At 73.4% G+C, this 17,975-nt stretch carries 10 protein-coding genes; 4 read left to right on the top strand and 6 right to left on the bottom strand.

Going from position 1 to position 17,975, the window contains the following annotated elements:
- Window positions 1–20 precede the first annotated feature (20 nt).
- From ACWIZO_RS00865 to ACWIZO_RS00845, 5 genes are all read right to left on the bottom strand, one after another.
- Complete coding sequence (locus ACWIZO_RS00865) at window positions 21–1,415, bottom strand: neutral zinc metallopeptidase (protein WP_448640685.1); 1,395 nt, start codon at window positions 1,413–1,415, stop codon at window positions 21–23.
- Window positions 1,416–1,533: 118 nt separating this feature from the next.
- Window positions 1,534–4,410, bottom strand: coding sequence for a 1,4-alpha-glucan branching protein GlgB (gene glgB, locus ACWIZO_RS00860; protein WP_448640684.1), 2,877 nt, complete (start codon window positions 4,408–4,410; stop codon window positions 1,534–1,536).
- Between the two features lie 84 nt (window positions 4,411–4,494).
- Window positions 4,495–5,880 (bottom strand): maltokinase N-terminal cap-like domain-containing protein, encoded by a 1,386-nt coding sequence (locus tag ACWIZO_RS00855; protein ID WP_448640683.1) that lies wholly within the window; start codon window positions 5,878–5,880, stop codon window positions 4,495–4,497.
- Window positions 5,877–7,718, bottom strand: a complete 1,842-nt coding sequence (treS, locus tag ACWIZO_RS00850; RefSeq protein ID WP_448640682.1) for a maltose alpha-D-glucosyltransferase — start codon at window positions 7,716–7,718, stop codon at window positions 5,877–5,879. Before treS ends, ACWIZO_RS00855 begins: the two co-directional genes overlap by 4 nt.
- A gap of 86 nt (window positions 7,719–7,804) precedes the next feature.
- The gene (locus ACWIZO_RS00845) at window positions 7,805–9,832 is read right to left on the bottom strand and encodes an alpha-1,4-glucan--maltose-1-phosphate maltosyltransferase (protein WP_448640681.1); all 2,028 of its coding nucleotides are present in this window, start codon (window positions 9,830–9,832) and stop codon (window positions 7,805–7,807) included.
- A 183-nt stretch (window positions 9,833–10,015) separates the two neighbouring features.
- Here ACWIZO_RS00845 and glgP point away from each other — a divergent pair, with 183 nt between their 5' ends.
- Together glgP and ACWIZO_RS00835 are read left to right on the top strand one after the other, a co-directional pair.
- Window positions 10,016–12,565, top strand: a complete 2,550-nt coding sequence (gene glgP, locus ACWIZO_RS00840) for an alpha-glucan family phosphorylase (RefSeq protein WP_448640680.1) — start codon at window positions 10,016–10,018, stop codon at window positions 12,563–12,565.
- Between the two features lie 121 nt (window positions 12,566–12,686).
- Window positions 12,687–13,688 (top strand): FHA domain-containing protein, encoded by a 1,002-nt coding sequence (locus ACWIZO_RS00835; RefSeq protein WP_448640679.1) that lies wholly within the window; start codon window positions 12,687–12,689, stop codon window positions 13,686–13,688.
- Between the two features lie 177 nt (window positions 13,689–13,865).
- Here the strand turns inward: ACWIZO_RS00835 and glgX are convergent, their stop codons facing one another.
- Window positions 13,866–16,061, bottom strand: coding sequence for a glycogen debranching protein GlgX (gene glgX / locus ACWIZO_RS00830; RefSeq protein WP_448640678.1), 2,196 nt, complete (start codon window positions 16,059–16,061; stop codon window positions 13,866–13,868).
- Window positions 16,062–16,124: 63 nt separating this feature from the next.
- Here glgX and ACWIZO_RS00825 point away from each other — a divergent pair, with 63 nt between their 5' ends.
- Both ACWIZO_RS00825 and ACWIZO_RS00820 read left to right on the top strand, forming a co-directional pair.
- Complete coding sequence (locus tag ACWIZO_RS00825) at window positions 16,125–16,946, top strand: ABC transporter ATP-binding protein (protein ID WP_448640677.1); 822 nt, start codon at window positions 16,125–16,127, stop codon at window positions 16,944–16,946.
- Between the two features lie 58 nt (window positions 16,947–17,004).
- Window positions 17,005–17,790, top strand: a complete 786-nt coding sequence (locus ACWIZO_RS00820; RefSeq protein ID WP_448640676.1) for an enoyl-CoA hydratase/isomerase family protein — start codon at window positions 17,005–17,007, stop codon at window positions 17,788–17,790.
- The last annotated feature ends 185 nt before the right edge of the window (window positions 17,791–17,975 follow it).

Here is a 17,975-nt window from a genome sequence, read left to right as displayed (position 1 = left end):
GCGGGCCCCTGCAGGGAGGCCTACACCCCCACGTCGCAGGGGCCGGCGCCCTGGAGGAACCCGGCGCGGAAGACGTCGACGAGCTGGAACCCGGTCAGCTCGGTGTCGGCCAGCACGTCGGGGTCGTTGCCGTACTCCAGCAGGAACTGCACGCTCTCGTCGAGGTCGCCCGGGGAGATGCGCACCGACAGCTGCTGGCGGTAGACCTGCGCGGAGTACCAGCCGGTCAGGCAGACCGCCGACCGCAGGGCGGCGGTGTCGTCGGTGGACCGGCCCAGCTGGTCGCGGGCCGACAGCGCGTAGGGCAGGGACACGGCGGTGACCAGCGCGAAGTCACCCAGCTCGTAGGCGTCCCGGGCGAAGCCGGAGTCGTAGGCGACCAGCCCGGCGTCCCCGTCGCCGCCGTCCGCGCAGTAGACCAGCGCGACGTCCTCCGTGGCGCAGCCCGGCGGGTTGCGCGAGAACGTCTCCAGCGACGGGGGCTGGAAGGTCCCGTCCAGGACCTCGGTGAAGGCGCGGGTCCAGAACTCCGGCAGGGAGTCCTCGATGAGGCCCTGTGTCTCGTCGAGGGGTGCGTTGCCCCCGGTGGCGAAGTCGGCGTCGCTCGTGAACTCGCCCTGGGTGAACAGGCGGTCCGCTCCGAACCGGTCGCGGCAGGCCTCGGTGCCGTCGTCGAAGCCCTCCTGGAAGGCCGAGACGCGGTCGAAGTAGGAGCCGTGCGCCTGCTGCTCGCCGCTGCCGGTGCCGACCGGGTCGCGCAGCAGGAAGTAGCCGCGCAGCAGCTGGTCGAGGTCGGCCGTGTCGATCCGCGCGTACTCGCCGTTGCCGTCGGCGACCCAGGCCGTCCACGCGCCGGCCAAGCAGTCGGCCTGCGTCTCGGTGGCGATCGAGGTCTGCGGGTACCCGACCCGGGCCTGCACCGCGTGGCCGAACTCGTGGGCCATCACCAGCTGGGGCAGCACCTCGCCGTAGCGGGAGGCGAGCTCGGCGAGGAAGGCGCGGTCGTAGCTGATCGAGTCGGAGTTGGGCACGCCCTGCGCCGAGCAGTAGAAGGCGTTGTTCTCCAGGTCGAGCGGATTGGTGCCGCAGCCGATGCCGTCGGGGTAGGTCGACGGGTCGACGTCGTTCGGGTCGACGCTGTAGTACCCGCCGGTCAGCGGCGGGAAGGGCTGGCCGTAGACGTCGGGGAACTGCTGGGACCAGAAGGTCTGCAGGTCGGCCAGGGCGTTGCGGGCGAGATCGTCGATCGGGCCGTCGGTCGCGCCCTCGACCGGCACTGTGCCGTCGCCGACGGACTCCTGCGGCGACATCTGCGAGCTCGGCCGGCCGACGACGACGTACGAGCACCCCGACGTCAGCAGGGCGCCCAGCACGAGCAGCACGAGCAGGCCCCGGGAGCGCGTGGTCAGGTCCATCGAGGGCCTCCTACCCGGGGACGGCGCCGGCGAACGCCCAGCGTGCGGCGGCATCCGGCCGGCGTCCGGCCGGCGTCCGTGCCGGTCCGGACGCCGGCCGCACCCGTGGCCCGGGCGGTCAGCCCTCGTGCAGCAGCCAGACGGTGCCCAGGGGAGGAGCCGAGAGGGTGGCCGAGTACGGCTGGCCGTGCCACGGCTCCTCGACGGCGTCGACACCGCCGTAGTTGCCGACGCCGGACCCGCCGTAGCCCTCGGCGTCGGTGTTGAGCACCTCGCGCCACCGTCCGCCGCGGGGCAGGCCGATCCGGTAGCCGTGGTGCGGGGAGCCCGAGAAGTTGCAGACGACGGCCAGCGTCTGGCCCGGCGTCTGCCCGCCGTCGGTGGCCGGGGCCTCCCCGGCGCCGGACTCCGCCGACTGGGTCGGGGTGGGCACGTCGACGACCTTCGGGCGCCCGAAGCGCAGGAAGGTGATGACGTTGCCCGAGGCGTCGTTGGCGTCGATCCACTGGAAGCCGGCCGGGTCGACGTCGAGCGACCACAGCGCCTCGGTCTCCCGGTAGCGGGCGTTGAGGTCGGTGACCAGCTGCAGCACGCCGCGGTGGGCCGGGTCGTCGAGGTGCCACCAGTCCAGCGAGCGGCTCTCGGCCCACTCGGAGTCCTGCGCGAACTCCGAGCCCATGAACAGCAGCTGCTTGCCGGGGTGGGCCCACATGTAGGCGAGGTAGCCGCGCACGTTGGCCAGCTGCTGCCACCGGTCGCCGGGCATCTTCCGCAGCAGCGAGCCCTTGCCGTAGACGACCTCGTCGTGGCTGATCGGCAGCACGTAGTTCTCAGAGTAGGCGTACATCATCGAGAACGTCAGCTGGTTGTGGTGGTAGCTGCGGTGGACCGGCTGGCGCTGCACGTAGGACAGCGAGTCGTGCATCCAGCCCATGTTCCACTTGAAGCCGAAGCCCAGGCCGCCGAGGTAGGTGGGCCGGGTGACGCCGGGCCAGGCGGTCGACTCCTCGGCGATGGTCACCACGCCCGGCACCTCGCGGTAGACCGTCGCGTTGACCTCTTGCAGGAACGACACCGCCTCGAGGTTCTCCCGGCCGCCGTACTCGTTGGGCACCCACTCGCCGTCCTCGCGCGAGTAGTCGAGGTAGAGCATCGAGGCGACGGCGTCGACCCGCAGCCCGTCGACGTGGAACTCCTGGCACCAGAACAGCGCGTTCGCGACCAGGAAGTTGCGCACCTCGGTGCGGCCGAAGTTGAACACGAAGGTGCCCCAGTCCGGCTGCTCGCCGCGGCGGGGGTCGGCGTGCTCGTAGAGCGCGGTGCCGTCGAAGCGGCCCAGCGCCCACTCGTCCTTCGGGAAGTGCGCCGGCACCCAGTCGACGATGACGCCGAGACCGGCCTGGTGGGCCCGGTCGACGAGGTACCGGAAGTCGTCGGGGCTGCCGAAGCGCGACGTCGGCGCGTAGTAGCTGGTGACCTGGTAGCCCCACGAGCCACCGAAGGGGTGCTCGGCGACGGGCAGGAACTCCAGGTGGGTGAACCCGGCGGAGACGGCGTAGTCGACGAGCTCCTCGGCCAGCTGCCGGTAGGACAGGCCCTGCCGCCACGAGCCGAGGTGGACCTCGTAGACGCTCATCGGCCGCTCGTGCCAGTTGCCGGCCGCGCGGTCGGCCAGCCACGCGTCGTCGCTCCACTGGTGGGTGGACTCGACGACGACCGACGCGTTGGCCGGGGGGACCTCGGTGGCGAAGGCCATCGGGTCGGCCTTCTCCCGCCAGACGCCGTCGGCGCCGAGCACGTGGTAGCGGTACTTGGTGCCCGCCCGGACGCCGGGGAGGAAGACCTCCCACACCCCGGTGGCGCCCAGCTGGCGCATCGGGTGGGCGCGGGCCTCCCAGTAGTCGAAGTCGCCGGTGACCTTGACGCCCTGGGCGTTGGGCGCCCAGACGGCGAAGGAGACGCCCTCGACGGTGCCGCGCGGGGTGTCGTAGCGCCGCACGTGGGCGCCGAGCACCTGCCAGAGCTGCTCGTGCCGGCCCTCGCCGATCAGGTACTGGTCGAGCTCGCCCAGCGTCGGCATCCACCGGTAGGGGTCGTCGACGACGAAGGTGTCCTGCCCGCCGTCGGCGCCGGGGTAGGTCACCTCGACCCGGTAGTCGCCGGGCTGGTGCGGGAGGGTGGCCTCGAAGACGCCGCCGTCGTGGATCCGCCGGGCCTCGTGGCGGGTGTCGTCCTGGTCGAGGACGGCGACCGAGACCGCGTTCGGGCGCAGCGTGCGCACCACCCAGCCGTCGGCGGCCGGGTGCGCCCCCAGCACGCGGTGCGGGTCGCGCGACCACCCGTCGACGATGGCACGCAGGTCCTCCTCGCCGACGTCGTCGGGGACGGCCTGCCCGGTGACCGGACCGCCGGCCGGTTCCTCGCCGGCGGACCCGGTGACCGCCTCGGGTGCGGGCGTGGTCTCGGTGCCCGGCTCCGGCGACTCCGGGGCCGTGGGTGCGGGCGGCTCCGCGGAGGCGCCGGAGGGCGAGCCCGGCTCGGCGATCGGCGCCGGGGCGACGACCGGTGGCGGGGTGCTGCCGCCCTGCTCGGCGACGATCTCGCCGGTCGGCTCCTCGATCGTGTCGGCGACGGTCCGCTTCGCCGGCGCGCGCCTGCGGGTGGCCGGGGCGCCGTCGCCGGCGGGGGTGGCCTTCTTCGTCGCGCGCTCGGCGGCCTTCTTCGCGGCCGCTGGCTCCGCGCCGCCGTCGGCCGCGCCCGCCGAGGCCGCCGAGGCCGCCGCCTTCTTCGCCGGGGCCTTCTTCGCCGGGGCCTTCTTCGCGGCGGCCTTCTTCGCGGCGGCCTTCTTGGCCGGCGCGCGCTTCTTCGCGGGGCCGGGGTTGATGACCGGCTCGGTCTCGGCTGCCTCTGCCTGCGCCGTCCGCTCCGCGACCACCCGCTGCAGCTCGTCCTTGGTCGCGGGCGCGTCCCCGGGTGTCGAGTCACTCGTCGTCATCGTCGCGTTGCCGTCCTCTGCCTGTTCCTGGGTGCGCTGTCGTCTGCGTGCGTGCTGCGGTGCCGTGCTGTCCGACCGGTCCGGTCACGCCTCGGCGGTGAGCCGTGACAGCGACTGCAGCGGGATCATGAGCCAGTTGGGCCGGTTGCGCGCCTCGTAGACGCACTCGTAGACGGCCTTGTCCGCCTCGAAGGCCCGCAGGAGGGGGGAGTCCCCGCACGGGTTCATGCCGCTGGCCGCCGAGTAGCCGGTGCAGAAGGCGCCGCGGTTGCGCACTGCCCACTCCTGCGCCCGGTATGCGCGCTGGGCGTCCTCGGGCTGCTCGACGAGCATGTGGCGTGCGGCGTAGTCGAAGCTGCGCAGCATGCCCGCGACGTCGCGCATCGGGCTGTCGAGCTGGCGCCGCTCGGCCAGCGGCCGCGCCGGCTCGCCCTCGAAGTCGAGCACCACCCAGCCGGTCGCCGTCCGCAGCACCTGGCCGAGGTGGAGGTCACCGTGCACCCGCTGGCGCACGACGGACTCCGGGCTGTCGGCCACCGCGGCGTAGACCGCGCGCAGGCCGGCGAGGTGCTCCTCCAGCTGGGGGACGACCGACAGCGCCTGTTCCAGCCGCGCGGTCATGGCCTGGCCGGTGGCCGAGAACCACTCCCGGTCGGCCGGCTCGGTGGGCAGCACCTGCGCGAGGTCGGCGTGCACGGCCGCGGTCGCCGCGCCGAGCCGCTCGCTGTCGGCGGCGAAGTCGCCGCCGACCTCGTCGGCGTGCAGGTCGCCCTCGGCGTAGAGGTCGCGGACGCTGGCCGTGGCCAGCCGCCACCCGTCGCTGGCGTTGGGGACGAACGTCTGCAGCATCGCGGCCGTCGCCGGCTCCGTGCCCGGGTCGGGGTCGTCGATCTCGATGTGGCCGAGCAGCGGCGCGATGTGCTTGTTGTCCGTGCGGCGCAGCGCGTCGTGGATCTCGACGTCGGGGTTGAGCCCGGGCTCCAGCCGGCGGAACAGCTTGAGGATCGCGTCCTGGCCGTAGACCAGCGAGGTGTTGCTCTGCTCGGTGGACACGACGTCGCCGGGCACGCCCTCGGGGATGGCCTCGACGCCGGCCGGGTGGAAGTGCATCGGCCCGACCGTCGAGGCGGCCACGAGGTGGGTCAGCCAGGGCGTCGTCGCGTCGCGGTCGCGCAGGGCGTCGTAGGCGTAGTTCTCCCGGTCGGCACCCGGGACGGCGCCGATGAAGGCCGCGCTCAGCTCCTCCTCCGGGTGCGCCCGCCACGACAGCGGGACCAGGTAGGTCTCGGTCGCGCCGTCGGTGTAGGTGACCCGGACCCGGTGCACCGAGAGCACCGGGTCGGTCTTGGAGAGCAGGAAGCCCTCCTCGGCGACGTCGGCCCACTCGCGGCCCTTGCCGCCGAACCACCGCTGGTGCGGCATCCAGTCGCGCAGCAGCTCGGTCAGGGCCGTGTGGGGGGCGGAGCTCATCGGGGTCCTCCGGTGCTGGGCGGGACGTCGTCGCCGGTGCGCGTGTCGCTGCCGCCGGGGATCTCCTCGGCGGCGGCGACCACGCCCGCGGCCAGCAGCGAGTCGGCGACGGGACTGGTCTGCTCGGCCGGCTCCTCCACCACCGGCTCGGCCGCCTCCTCCGGCGGCCTGGCCAGCTCGAACCAGTAGAAGCCGTGGCCGGCGAGGGTGAGCATGTAGGGCAGGACGCCGATCTGCGGGAACTCGACCCGGCCGGTGAGCTCGATCGGCGTGTGGCCCTCGAAGCGGCGCAGGTCGAGCTCCACCGGCTGCGGGAACCGGGAGAGGTTGTTGACGCAGAGCACCACGTCGTCGCCGAACTCGCGGACGAACGACAGCACCGTGGGGTTGCGCGAGCCGATCTCCTCGTAGGTGCCGCGGCCGAAGGTGGGGTGCTCCTTGCGGACGGCGATCATCCGGCGGATCCACTGCAGCATCGAGTTGCTGTTGCGCAGCTGCGCCTCGACGTTCGTGGTCTGGTAGCCGTACACCGGGTCCTGGTTGAGCGGCAGGTACATCCGCTGCGGGTCGGCGGTGGAGAAGCCGCCGTTGCGGTCCGGCGTCCACTGCATGGGCGTGCGGACGCCGTCGCGGTCACCGAGCCAGATGTTGTCGCCCATGCCGATCTCGTCGCCGTAGTAGAGGACCGGCGAGCCGGGCAGGCTCAGCAGCAGCGCGTTGAACAGCTCGAGGGTGTTGAGGTCGTTGTCCAGCAGCGGCGCCAGCCGGCGGCGGATGCCGATGTTGGCCTTCATGCGGGGGTCCTTGGCGTACTCCGCCCACATGTAGTCGCGCTCCTCGTCGGTGACCATCTCCAGGGTCAGCTCGTCGTGGTTGCGCAGGAAGATGCCCCACTGGCAGTTGTCCGGGATGTCCGGCGTCTGCGCCATGATCTCCGAGATCGGGAACCGCTGCTCCCGGCGGGCGGCCATGAACAGGCGCGGCATCACCGGGAAGTGGAAGGCCATCTGGCACTCGTCGCCGTCCTCGCCGAAGTACTCGACGACGTCGCCCGGCCACTGGTTGGCCTCGCACAGCAGCACCCGGTCGGGGTAGTCGACGTCGACCACCTTGCGGACGTGCTTGAGGAACTCGTGGGTCTTGGGCAGGTTCTCGCCGTTGGTCCCCTCCTCCTCGAACAGGTAGGGGACCGCGTCGAGGCGGAAGCCGTCGATGCCCAGGTCCAGCCAGAACCGGAGGGCGTCGATGATCGCCTCCTGCACCGCCGGGTTCTCGAAGTTCAGGTCGGGCTGGTGGGCGAAGAACCGGTGCCAGAAGTACTGCTTGCGCACCGGGTCGAACGTCCAGTTCGAGCTCTCGGTGTCGACGAAGATGATCCGCGCGTCGGCGTAGCCGGTGTCGTCGTCGGCCCACACGTAGAAGTCGCCGTAGGGGCCCTCGGGGTCGCTGCGGCTGGCCTGGAACCACGGGTGCTGGTCGGAGGTGTGGTTCATGACGAAGTCGATGATCAGCCGCATGCCGCGGCTGTGGGCCTCGCCGATGAGGTCCTTGAAGTCCTCGATGTCGCCGAACTCCGGCAGCACGGCGGTGTAGTCGCTGACGTCGTAGCCGCCGTCGCGCAGCGGGGAGGCGAAGAAGGGCGGCAGCCAGAGGCAGTCCACGCCGAGCCACTGCAGGTAGTCGAGCTTGTCGATCATGCCGCGGAGGTCGCCGATGCCGTCGGCGTTGCTGTCGGCGAAGCCGCGGACGAGCACCTCGTAGAAGACGGCGCGCTTGTACCAGAGGGGGTCGGTGCCCCGCGCGGGGAGCGCGGAGCCCGTGTCGGCGGAGTCGGGCACGGGGAGCGTCATCGGTGCTGGGAGCCCTCGGGTCGGGGAGCGGCTGGTGGAGGAGGGGGAGGGGAGTGGAGGGGAGGTCGTGGCGGTCAGCGGGCCGTCGGCGGCCAGGTGACCTGCCGCGGGAGCCCGACGGAGAACACGTGCGCCGGCTCCCGGTAGGGGTCGAGCTCGACGTAGTTGAACTGCCCCCAGTCGTACCGGGCGCCGGTGATCTCGTCGGTGACGCCGAACCGCTCGTGCCAGTCCAGACCCAGCACCGGCAGGTCCAGCGCCGTCGTCCCGATCTGCCGGTTGTGGCTGTCGAGGGCGACGACGACGAGGACGGCGTCCTGCGAGCCCGGGTCGGTCTTGGAGAAGCACAGCAGGTTCGGGTTGTCGACCGGGTGGAAGTGCAGCGTCCGGAGCTGCTGCAGCGCCGGGTGCTGGCGGCGGATCTCGTTGAGCCGCCGCAGGTAGGGCGCCAGGGTCCGCCCGGAGGCCTCGGCGCCGGCCCAGTCGCGCGGGCGCAGCCGGTACTTCTCGCTGTCGAGGTACTCCTCGCTGCCCGGGCGCACGGCCACGTGCTCGTAGAGCTCGAACCCGGAGTAGACGCCCCACGTGGGGCTCATCATCGACGCGAGCACCGCCCGGATCTTGAACATCGGCGGGCCCCCGTACTGCAGGCTCTCGTGCAGGATGTCCGGGGTGTTCACGAAGAAGTTCGGCCGCATGTAGTGCGCGTTGGCGGCCAGCTCGCGGCCGTAGTCCTCGATCTCACCGCGCGCGGTCCGCCAGGTGAAGTACGTGTAGGACTGCGTGAACCCCAGCCGCGCGAGCTGGTGCATCATCGCCGGCCGGGTGAAGGCCTCGGCGAGGAAGAGCACGTCCGGGTCGGTCTCCTTGACCTTCCAGATCAGCCAGTGCCAGAAGTCCAGCGGCTTGGTGTGCGGGTTGTCGACGCGGAAGATCCGCACCCCGGCGTCCATCCAGACGCGCACCACCCGCAGCACCTCGGCGTAGAGGCCCTCGGGGTCGTTGTCGAAGTTGATCGGGTAGATGTCCTGGTACTTCTTCGGCGGGTTCTCCGCGTAGGCGATCGTCCCGTCGGGCTTGGTGGTGAACCACTCCGGGTGCTCCTCGACCCACGGGTGGTCCGGCGCGGCCTGCAGCGCGAGGTCCAGCGCCACCTCCATGCCGTGCTCGCGGGTGCGGGCGACGAAGGCGCGGAAGTCCTCCATGGTGCCCAGCTGCGGGTGGACGGCGTCGTGGCCGCCCTCGCCGCTGCCGATGGCCCACGGCGAGCCGACGTCGTCCGGCCCGATCTCGTGGGGGTTGCCGCCCGGGTAGACCGCCGTGTTCGGGCCCTTGCGGTTGACCTTCCCGATCGGGTGGACCGGCGGCAGGTACACGACGTCGAAGCCCATGTCAGCGACGGCGGGCAGCCGGTCGGCCGCCGTGGCGAACGTCCCGTGCGTCGGGGTGCCGCCGACGACCGCCCCCTCGGAGCGGGGGAAGAACTCGTACCAGGAGCCGTAGAGCGCGCGTGGGCGGTCGACCCACACCTCGTGGTCCGGCGAGGGCGTGACCAGCTCGCGGACCGGGTGCTCGTCGAGGTAGCGCTGCACGCCGGCGGCCAGCGCCGGGGCGACCCGGTCGTGCAGGCCGCGGTCGTCGTCGCGCAGGGCGGCGGCGGCGTCGGTGAGCCGGGTGCGCCACTCGCCGTCGGCGTCGGCGGCCACCCGCTCCAGCAGCCGGGCGCCCTCCTCGAGGTCGTTGGCCAGCTCGGCCGGCCCCTGACCGGCCTCGATCTTCACCTCCACGGCGTGGTGCCAGGTGGCCAGCGGGTCGCTCCACGCCTCGACCCGGAAGGTCCAGCGGCCCTCCCGGTCGGGGACGACGGAGGTGATCCACCGGTCGGGCTGGTCGCCGTAGCGCCGCATCCGGTTGAGCGGGGCGCGCGTCCCGTCCGGGGCGGTCCAGACGACGTCGGCCGCGACGGCGTCGTGACCCTCGCGGAACACGGTGGCGGTGACCGGCAGGTGCTCGCCGACCACGGCGCGGGCCGAGAAGGACCCACAGGACACGACGGGGGCGACATCGGTGATACCGAGACGGAGGTCGGTGCGGCGAGTCATCCCGGCCACGCTATCGACGGGGCGTCGGGTGAGCACATCGGCCACCGACGGCTGGCGTTCGTGCTGCCGGACCGGCGGGACGGAGGGGTGGCCGGGACGTCTGCTCGCCATGGCTCATCCTGGCGCGTCGGCCGGTGAACCGCCCGGCCGGTCCCGTCTTCTGCCGCTGACTAGTCTCTCCGCGTGCGAGCACTGCGTCGGTTCACCGTCCGGGCGGCCCTCCCCGAGGCCCTCACGCCCCTCTCCCAGCTGGTGATGAACCTCCGCTGGTCGTGGCACGCCGAGACCCGCGACCTCTTCGAGGCGCTGGACCCCGAGCTGTGGCAGACCTGCGGCAACGACCCGGTCACGGTCCTCGGGGAGGTGTCGGCCGAGCGGCTGGCCACCCTCTCGCGCGACCGGCGGTTCCTGCGCCACTTGCAGGACGTCGTCGACGACCTGGAGGACTACCTGTCCTCCGAGCACTGGTACCAGTCGCTGGGTGCGGACGCGCCGCGCAGCATCGCCTACTTCTCCGCCGAGTTCGGCATCACCGAGGTGCTGCCCCAGTACTCCGGGGGCCTGGGGATCCTCGCCGGCGACCACCTCAAGGCCGCCTCCGACCTGGGCGTGCCGCTGATCGGCGTCGGCCTGCTCTACCGCGCCGGCTACTTCGAGCAGGGCCTGTCGGCCGACGGCTGGCAGCTGGAGCGCTACCCGTCGCTGGACCCGCACGGCCTGCCGGTCAAGCTGCTGCGCCAGCCCGACGGCTCGGCCGTCGTCGTCAGCGTGCCGCTGCCCGAGGGCCGCACCCTGCACGCGCACGTCTGGCGGGCCCAGGTGGGCCGGGTCTCGCTGCTGCTGCTCGACAGCGACATCGAGGAGAACACCCCCGCCGAGCGCAGCGTCACCGACCGGCTCTACGGCGGCGACGAGGACCACCGGCTGCGCCAGGAGATGCTGCTGGGCATCGGCGGGGTCCGCGCGCTGCGGGCCTACTGCCAGCTCACCGGCACCCCGCAGCCGGAGGTGTTCCACGCCAACGAGGGCCACGCCGGCTTCCAGGGCGTGGAGCGGATCCGCGAGCTCACCGAGTCCCACGGGCTGTCCTTCGCCGAGGCGCTGCAGGCCGTCCGCGCCGGCACGGTGTTCACCACCCACACGCCGGTGCCCGCGGGCATCGACCGCTTCCCGCGCGCGCTGATCGAGCGCTACTTCGCCGGCTTCGGCGTCCCGCTGGAGCACCTCATCCCGCTCGGCGCCGAGGACGACCCGTCGAAGTTCAACATGGCGCACATGGGCCTGCGCCTCGGGCAGCGGGCCAACGGGGTCAGCCAGCTGCACGGGCACGTCAGCCGGTCGATGTTCAGCGACCTGTGGCCCGGCTTCGACGAGGGCGACGTCCCGATCGGCTCGATCACCAACGGCGTGCACGCGCCGACCTGGACCGCCCGGGAGCTCGTCGAGCTCGGCACGCAGACCTCCCGCGAGGGCGACCCGATCGAGGCCCGCGGTCCGGTGTCCTTCGACGGCGTCGACCGCATCCCCTCCGGCGAGCTGTGGAGCACCCGCCGGATGCTGCGCGGCCGGCTCGTCGACGAGGTGCGCCGCCGGCTGCGGGAGACGGCCCTGTCCCGCGGCGCGGCCGAGGCCGAGGTCGGCTGGACCGACGCCGCGTTCGACCCCGACGTCCTCACCATCGGCTTCGCCCGCCGGGTGCCCTCCTACAAGCGGCTCACCCTCATGCTGCGCGACCCCGAGCGGCTGCGGGCCCTGCTGCTCGACCCCGACCGGCCGGTGCAGCTGGTGATCGCCGGCAAGAGCCACCCGGCCGACGACGGCGGCAAGCAGCTCATCCAGCAGATGGTGAAGTTCGCCGACGACCCCTCCATCCGCCACCGGATCGCGTTCCTGCCCGGCTACGACATCGGCATGGCCCGCTACCTGTACTGGGGCTGCGACGTCTGGCTCAACAACCCGCTGCGTCCGCTGGAGGCCTGCGGGACGTCGGGGATGAAGGCGGCGCTCAACGGCGGCCTCAACCTCTCCATCCGCGACGGGTGGTGGGACGAGTGGTTCGACGGCCAGAACGGCTGGTCCATCCCGACAGCCGACGGCGTGGCCGACCCCGACCGCCGTGACGACGTCGAGGCGCGGGCCATCTACGACCTGCTGAGCACGCAGGTGGTGCCGCGGTTCTACGAGACCGACCGCGACGGCGTGCCCACCCGCTGGGTGGAGATGGTCCGGCACACGCTGCGCGAGACCGGCCCGAGGGTGCTGGCCACCCGGATGGTCCGCGACTACGTGCAGCAGCTCTACCTGCCGGCGGCCGGCTCGTCGCGGACCATGGCCGACGGCGGCTACGGCCCGGCGCGCACCGAGGCGCAGTGGCGGGCGCGGGTGCAGGAGAACTGGACCGGCGTGCGGGTCGCCCACGTCGAGGCGACCGGCGGTGGCGACACCCCGGAGATCGGCTCGACGCTGGCGCTGCGGGCCGAGGTGGAGCTGCCGCACCTGGCCCCGGGCGACGTCGAGGTGCAGGCGGCCTACGGGCGGGTCGACGACGCCGACGGCCTGCACGAGGTGACCACGGTGCCCATGGAGCACGAGCACACCGAGGGCTCCCGGCACTGGTTCACCGCCACCGTGCCGCTGGAGCGCACCGGCGCCTTCGGCTACACCGTGCGGGTGCTGCCGCACTCCGAGCACCTTGCCGACCCCGCCGAGCTGGGGCTCGTCCGCAGCGCCTGAGGAGGACCCGGACGGCAGCACACCCGTCACGCCGGTCGCAGCGCCCTCAGGCGGCCCGGCGACCGGCGTGGCGGTGGCGCCGGACCTGGCGGTTCGCCGAGCGGTCACTAGGCTGGCGCGCATGCCCGACCGCTGTGAAGTCCTGCCCGGAGACGCCGTCGTCGCCCGACGCGGCGGGGGTCTGCTCTGGGTGGACGCTCCCGGCTCACCCGCCCTGGTCGCCGCGCTGCACGCCTGCCTGGGCGTCTCGGGGCCCGGCGCCGACCGCGTCCTGGCGGCCGTCGCCGCCCAGATGTCCCGGCTCGGCGGCTCGGCGTCCTTCGCGCTCGTCCTCGTCGACCCGGCCGAGGGGTCGGGCACCGGCGTCGCGCTGTGGTCGGGCAAGGGCCAGCCGGCCGTCGACGGCGTCCCGGTGTCCGGGCAGCCGGTCGACGGCGGCTGCAGCATCGCCGCCGGCTTCCCGCTCGGCGCCACGCTCTACGTGGGCCCCGGCCAGGCCGCGCCGCAGATGCCGCCGGGCGTCGCCTACGACCTCGCCGAGGGCACCGTCCCCGGCTCCGGCGCGATGCTGCAGCTCGCCGCCGCCGCGCACGTCTCCGCCGCCGTCCCGCCGGCCACCGCCGCGTCGCCGGCGCCGTCGCCGTTCACGGCCGGCTCCGACGCCGGGTTCGCCGGCGCCGCGTCCTACGGCTCCGGCGGCGGCTCGTCGGCGTCCGGTCAGACCCCCCGCGCCACCGACGGCGGCGAGGAGACGGCCTTCTGGAAGCCGGAGTCGGCCTCGGCGCCCGTGCTGCGCTTCGACGACGGCCTGGTCGTGACCGTCGACGAGGACCTCGTCCTCGGCCGTCGTCCCGACAGCCACGAGCTGGTCACCAGCGGCACGGCCCGCCCGGTGCCGATCGCCGACACCCAGAACGTGCTGTCCTCGGCCCACGCGGCCATCCAGCGCACCGGCGGCGAGGTCACCCTCACCGACCTCGGCTCGCTCAACGGCACGCACGTCGCCGGCCCCGAGGCCACCGAGTGGACCCAGCTCGAGCCCGGCGTCGCCCACCCGCTCTCCGACGGCGACCGCCTGCTGCTGGGCTGGACCGTCATCACCTACGAGGACCCGCAGGACTGAACCCAGCAGGACCGAACGTCGACGAGAGCCCCGTCCGCCCGCCGGACGGGGCTCTCGCACGTCCGGGGCCACCGCGGGGGCCGGCGCGCCGTGGTCCGCGCGGATCGCGCGCCGGCGTCCTCCCTCACCGCAGCGCGTCCTCCCTCACGGTGGGCGGTGAGGGAGGACGCGCCACGATCAGGTCCCCTGATCCTGGCGCGACCCCGCGGACGGGCGGCGGAGGACGCGGAGGAGCCAGACCGTCCGCGGCGGCACCACGATCGGGCCGGGGGCGACGACGGCCGGCCGCGGCGGGGCCCCCGTCGGGTACTCGGTGCTGACGACGAACTCGTAGCCGTCCGACCACGGCGGCCCCGGCAGGTCGACCGTCACCGGCTCGGGGCCGGCGTGCAGCTGCACGAGGTAGGAGTCGTCGACGACGGGCCGGCCGCGCTGGTCGCGGTGCCGGATGCCGCGCCCGTCGAGGTACATGCCGATCGTCTGCAGCCGGTTGTCGAACCAGTCGGCGGTGGTCAGCTGCCCGCCGTCGGGGGCGAACCAGGCCAGGTCGCGGGTGCCGTGCGTGCCGGGCAGGGCGGTGCCGGGGATCTCGTGGCCCTCGAAGAAGGCCTCCTGCCGCAGCACGGGGGAGCGGCGGCGCAGGTCCACCAGCCGGCGGACGAAGGCCAGCAGGTCCGCGTCGGCGGCGGCCCAGTCCATCCAGGAGACCTCTCCGTCCTGGCAGTAGGCGTTGTTGTTGCCGCCCTGGGTGCGGCCCAGCTCGTCGCCGGCGGTGAGCATCGGCACGCCGGTCGACAGCAGCAGCGTGGAGAGGTGGTTGCGCACCTGCCGCGCGCGCAGCGCCCGCACGTCGGGGTCGTCGGTGGGGCCCTCCGTGCCGCAGTTCCAGTTGCGGTTGTGGCTCTCGCCGTCCCGGTTGTCCTCGCCGTTGGCCTCGTTGCGCTTGCGCTCGTAGGTGACCAGGTCGGCGAGGGTGAACCCGTCGTGGGCGGTGACGAAGTTGACGCTGGCGAACGGGCGCCGGCCGTCGGAGCGGTAGAGGTCCGAGGAACCGGTGAGCCGGTAGGCGAGGTCGCGGACGCCGACGTGCGCGCCGGACCAGACGTCGCGGACGGTGTCGCGGTACTTGCCGTTCCACTCGGTCCACAGCGGCGGGAAGTTGCCCACCTGGTAGCCGCCCTCGCCGACGTCCCAGGGCTCGGCGATGAGCTTGACCCGGCTGACCACGGGGTCCTGGTGCACGACGTCGAAGAACGCCGAGAGCCGGTCGACGTCGTGGAAGGAGCGGGCCAGCGCGCTGGCCAGGTCGAAGCGGAACCCGTCGACGTGCATCTCGGTGACCCAGTAGCGCAGCGAGTCCATGAGCAGCGCCAGCACCGCCGGCCGGCGGACGTCGAGGGTGTTCCCGCAGCCGGTGTAGTCGGTGTAGCGGGCCGGGTTGCCGCCGGCGAGCCGGTAGTAGCCGCCGTTGTCGATGCCCTTGAGCGACAGCGTCGGGCCGCTGTGGTCGCCCTCGGCGGTGTGGTTGTAGACGACGTCGAGGACCACCTCGATGCCCGCGGCGTGCAGCGCCTTGACCATCGCCTTGAACTCCGTCACCTGCGCGCCGCCGGACCCGGCCGAGCTGTAGGCGGCGTGCGGGGCGAAGTACCCGAGGGTGTTGTAGCCCCAGTAGTTGGTCAGCCCGCGGCGCAGCAGGTGCGGCTCGCTGACGAAGTGGTGCACCGGCAGCAGCTCGACGGCGGTCACCCCGAGGGACCGCAGGTGCTCGACGAACGCCGGGTGGGCCAGCCCCGCGTAGGTGCCGCGCAGCGCCGGCGGGACGTCGGGGTGGCGCATGGTCGCGCCCTTGACGTGCACCTCGTAGATGACGGTGTCCGACCACGGGGTGCCCGGCCGCCGGTCGCCGTCCCACGGGAAGGAGTCGTGGACGACGACGCCGCGCGGGACGTGCGGCGCGGAGTCGCGCGGGTCGGGGGCGCCGGTGTCACCGCCCTCGAACGGGAAGCCGAACAGCGCCGGGTCCAGGGTCAGCTCGCCGTCGACGGCCCGGGCGTAGGGGTCCAGCAGCAGCTTGGCCGGGTTGAAGCGGGCGCCGGCGCCGGGGTCGTAGGGGCCGTGCACCCGGTAGCCGTAGCGCTGGCCGGGTCCGATCCCGGGCATCCGGCCGTGCCAGACCTGGTGGGTGGTCTCCCGCAGCCGGTGCCGGTGCTCGGTGCCGTCGGCGTCGAAGAGGCACAGGTCGACGGCGGTGGCCCCGGCCGACCACAGCGCGAAGTTGGTGCCGGTGCCGTCCCAGTGCGCACCGAGGGGCGCGGGGGAGCCCGGCCACACCTCTGCGGCGTCGGGTCGGTCCTCGGGAGTCGTCCTCACCCGGCGATCCTGCCCGGTCCGCCTGTCCGGCGGAGGGAGGCGGGTGCTTGGTTGGATGGGGTCGTGTCGAGCAGCGCGGTGACCGACCTCCCCGCCACGTCCGAGCCGGTCGTCGAGATGCGCGGCATCGACGTCGTCCGCGGCCGGGCCTCCCTGCTGCGGGGGGTGGACTGGACCGTGCTGGCCGATCAGCGGTGGGTCGTGCTCGGCCCCAACGGCGCGGGCAAGACGACGCTGCTGCAGCTGGCCGGCGCGCACATGCACCCCACCCGCGGCGAGGTCCGCCTGCTCGGCGAGACGCTCGGCGCCGTCGACGTCTTCGAGCTGCGCCCGCGGATCGGCCTGACCAGCGCGGCACTGGCCCAGCGGATCGAGCCGGGGGAGCGCACCGGCGACGTCGTCATCTCGGCCGGGTACGCCGTCGTCGGCCGCTGGCGGGAGCGCTACGACATCCACGACCTGTCCCGCGCCGCCGCCCTCATGCAGCAGTGGGGGGTCGCGGGCATCGCGCACCGGCCCTTCGGCACGCTGAGCGAGGGCGAGCGCAAGCGGACGCAGATCGCCCGCGCGCTCATGCCCGACCCCGAGCTGCTGCTGCTCGACGAGCCCGGCGCCGGCCTGGACCTCGGCGGCCGCGAGGACCTGGTCAGCCGGCTGTCCGCCCTCGCCCGCCACGCGTACGCGCCGGCCCAGGTGCTCGTCACCCACCACGTCGAGGAGATCCCGCCGGGCTACACCCACGCGCTGCTGATGCGGGAGGGTCAGGTCGTCGCCGCCGGGCCGGTGGACGGGGTGCTGACCGCCGAGGCGCTGTCGGAGACCTTCGGCCTGCCGCTGGAGCTCGAGCGCGCCGACGGCCGCTTCGCCGCCCGCCGGAAGGCGTGAGCTCCGCCGCTGACTAGGGTGCGGCGACGACGTCGTCCACACCTGCGGGAGGCCTTCGATGGCAGAGCCGGAGTTCGTGACCCTGTCGGTGGAGGACGGGGTGGGCACGATCCGCCTCGACCGTCCGAAGATGAACGCGATCGACGAGCAACTGCACCAGGAGGTCCGCGCGGCCGCGCTGGAGGCCGGCGAGCGGGCCGACGTGCGTGCCGTCGTCCTCTACGGCGGCGAGCGGGTCTTCGCCGCCGGCGCCGACATCAAGGCCATGTCGCAGCTGACCGGCAGCTCGATGGTCGCCTGGGGGCGGGAGCTGACCAACAGCTTCACCGCCGTCGCGCACGTCCCCAAGCCGGTCATCGCGGCGATCACCGGCTACGCCCTGGGCGGTGGCTACGAGCTGGCACTGTGCGCGGACTTCCGGGTGATGGGTGCCGGCGCCAAGGTCGGCCAGCCCGAGATCCTGCTCGGCGTCATCCCCGGTGCCGGTGGCACGCAGCGGCTGGCCCGCCTGGTCGGCCCGGCCAAGGCCAAGGACCTCGTCTTCACCGGCCGGCACGTGGGTGCCGAGGAGGCGCTGGAGATCGGCCTGGCCGACGCCGTCGTCCCCGACGCCGAGGTGTACGACACCGCCGTCGCCATGGCCCGCAAGTTCGCCGCCGGCCCGCCGCTGGCGCTGGCCGCGGCCAAGAGGGCCGTCGACGAGGGACTGGACCTCCCCCTCGGCCGCGGGCTGGAGCTGGAGAGCCGGCTGTTCGCCGAGCTGTTCGACACCGAGGACCAGTCGACCGGCATGCGCTCCTTCCTCGAGAGCGGTCCCGGCAAGGCCACGTTCGCCGGTCGCTGAGCGCCGTTCCGGCGCCGGAGCGCCGGTGATCACGACTTCGCCAAGGTGTCCCCGCGCGGTCTGCCGTGGGCCGTCCCGTTCTGTCACGATCCGCGGACCCCCACCACCGGCACGTCGCCGGACCGGAGGGCCACCCGGACCACTCGTCGAGGAGGACGCCCGTGCGACGCCCTGCCACCCCCATC

Source organism: Geodermatophilus sp. URMC 63 (assembly GCF_053502565.1).
Note: the sequence above shows the minus strand (reverse complement) of the source record. Positions and strands in the feature narration are given on the sequence as shown.

Excerpts from the sequence above, each read along its gene's own strand:
- ACWIZO_RS00865 (WP_448640685.1), bottom strand. The coding sequence starts at position 1,415 with ATGGACCTGACCACGCGCTCCCGGGGCCTGCTCGTGCTGCTCGTGCTG.
- glgB (WP_448640684.1), bottom strand. The coding sequence starts at position 4,410 with ATGACGACGAGTGACTCGACACCCGGGGACGCGCCCGCGACCAAGGAC.
- ACWIZO_RS00855 (WP_448640683.1), bottom strand. The coding sequence starts at position 5,880 with ATGAGCTCCGCCCCCCACACGGCCCTGACCGAGCTGCTGCGCGACTGG.
- ACWIZO_RS00845 (WP_448640681.1), bottom strand. The coding sequence starts at position 9,832 with ATGACTCGCCGCACCGACCTCCGTCTCGGTATCACCGATGTCGCCCCC.
- ACWIZO_RS00835 (WP_448640679.1), top strand. The coding sequence starts at position 12,687 with ATGCCCGACCGCTGTGAAGTCCTGCCCGGAGACGCCGTCGTCGCCCGA.
- ACWIZO_RS00820 (WP_448640676.1), top strand. The coding sequence starts at position 17,005 with ATGGCAGAGCCGGAGTTCGTGACCCTGTCGGTGGAGGACGGGGTGGGC.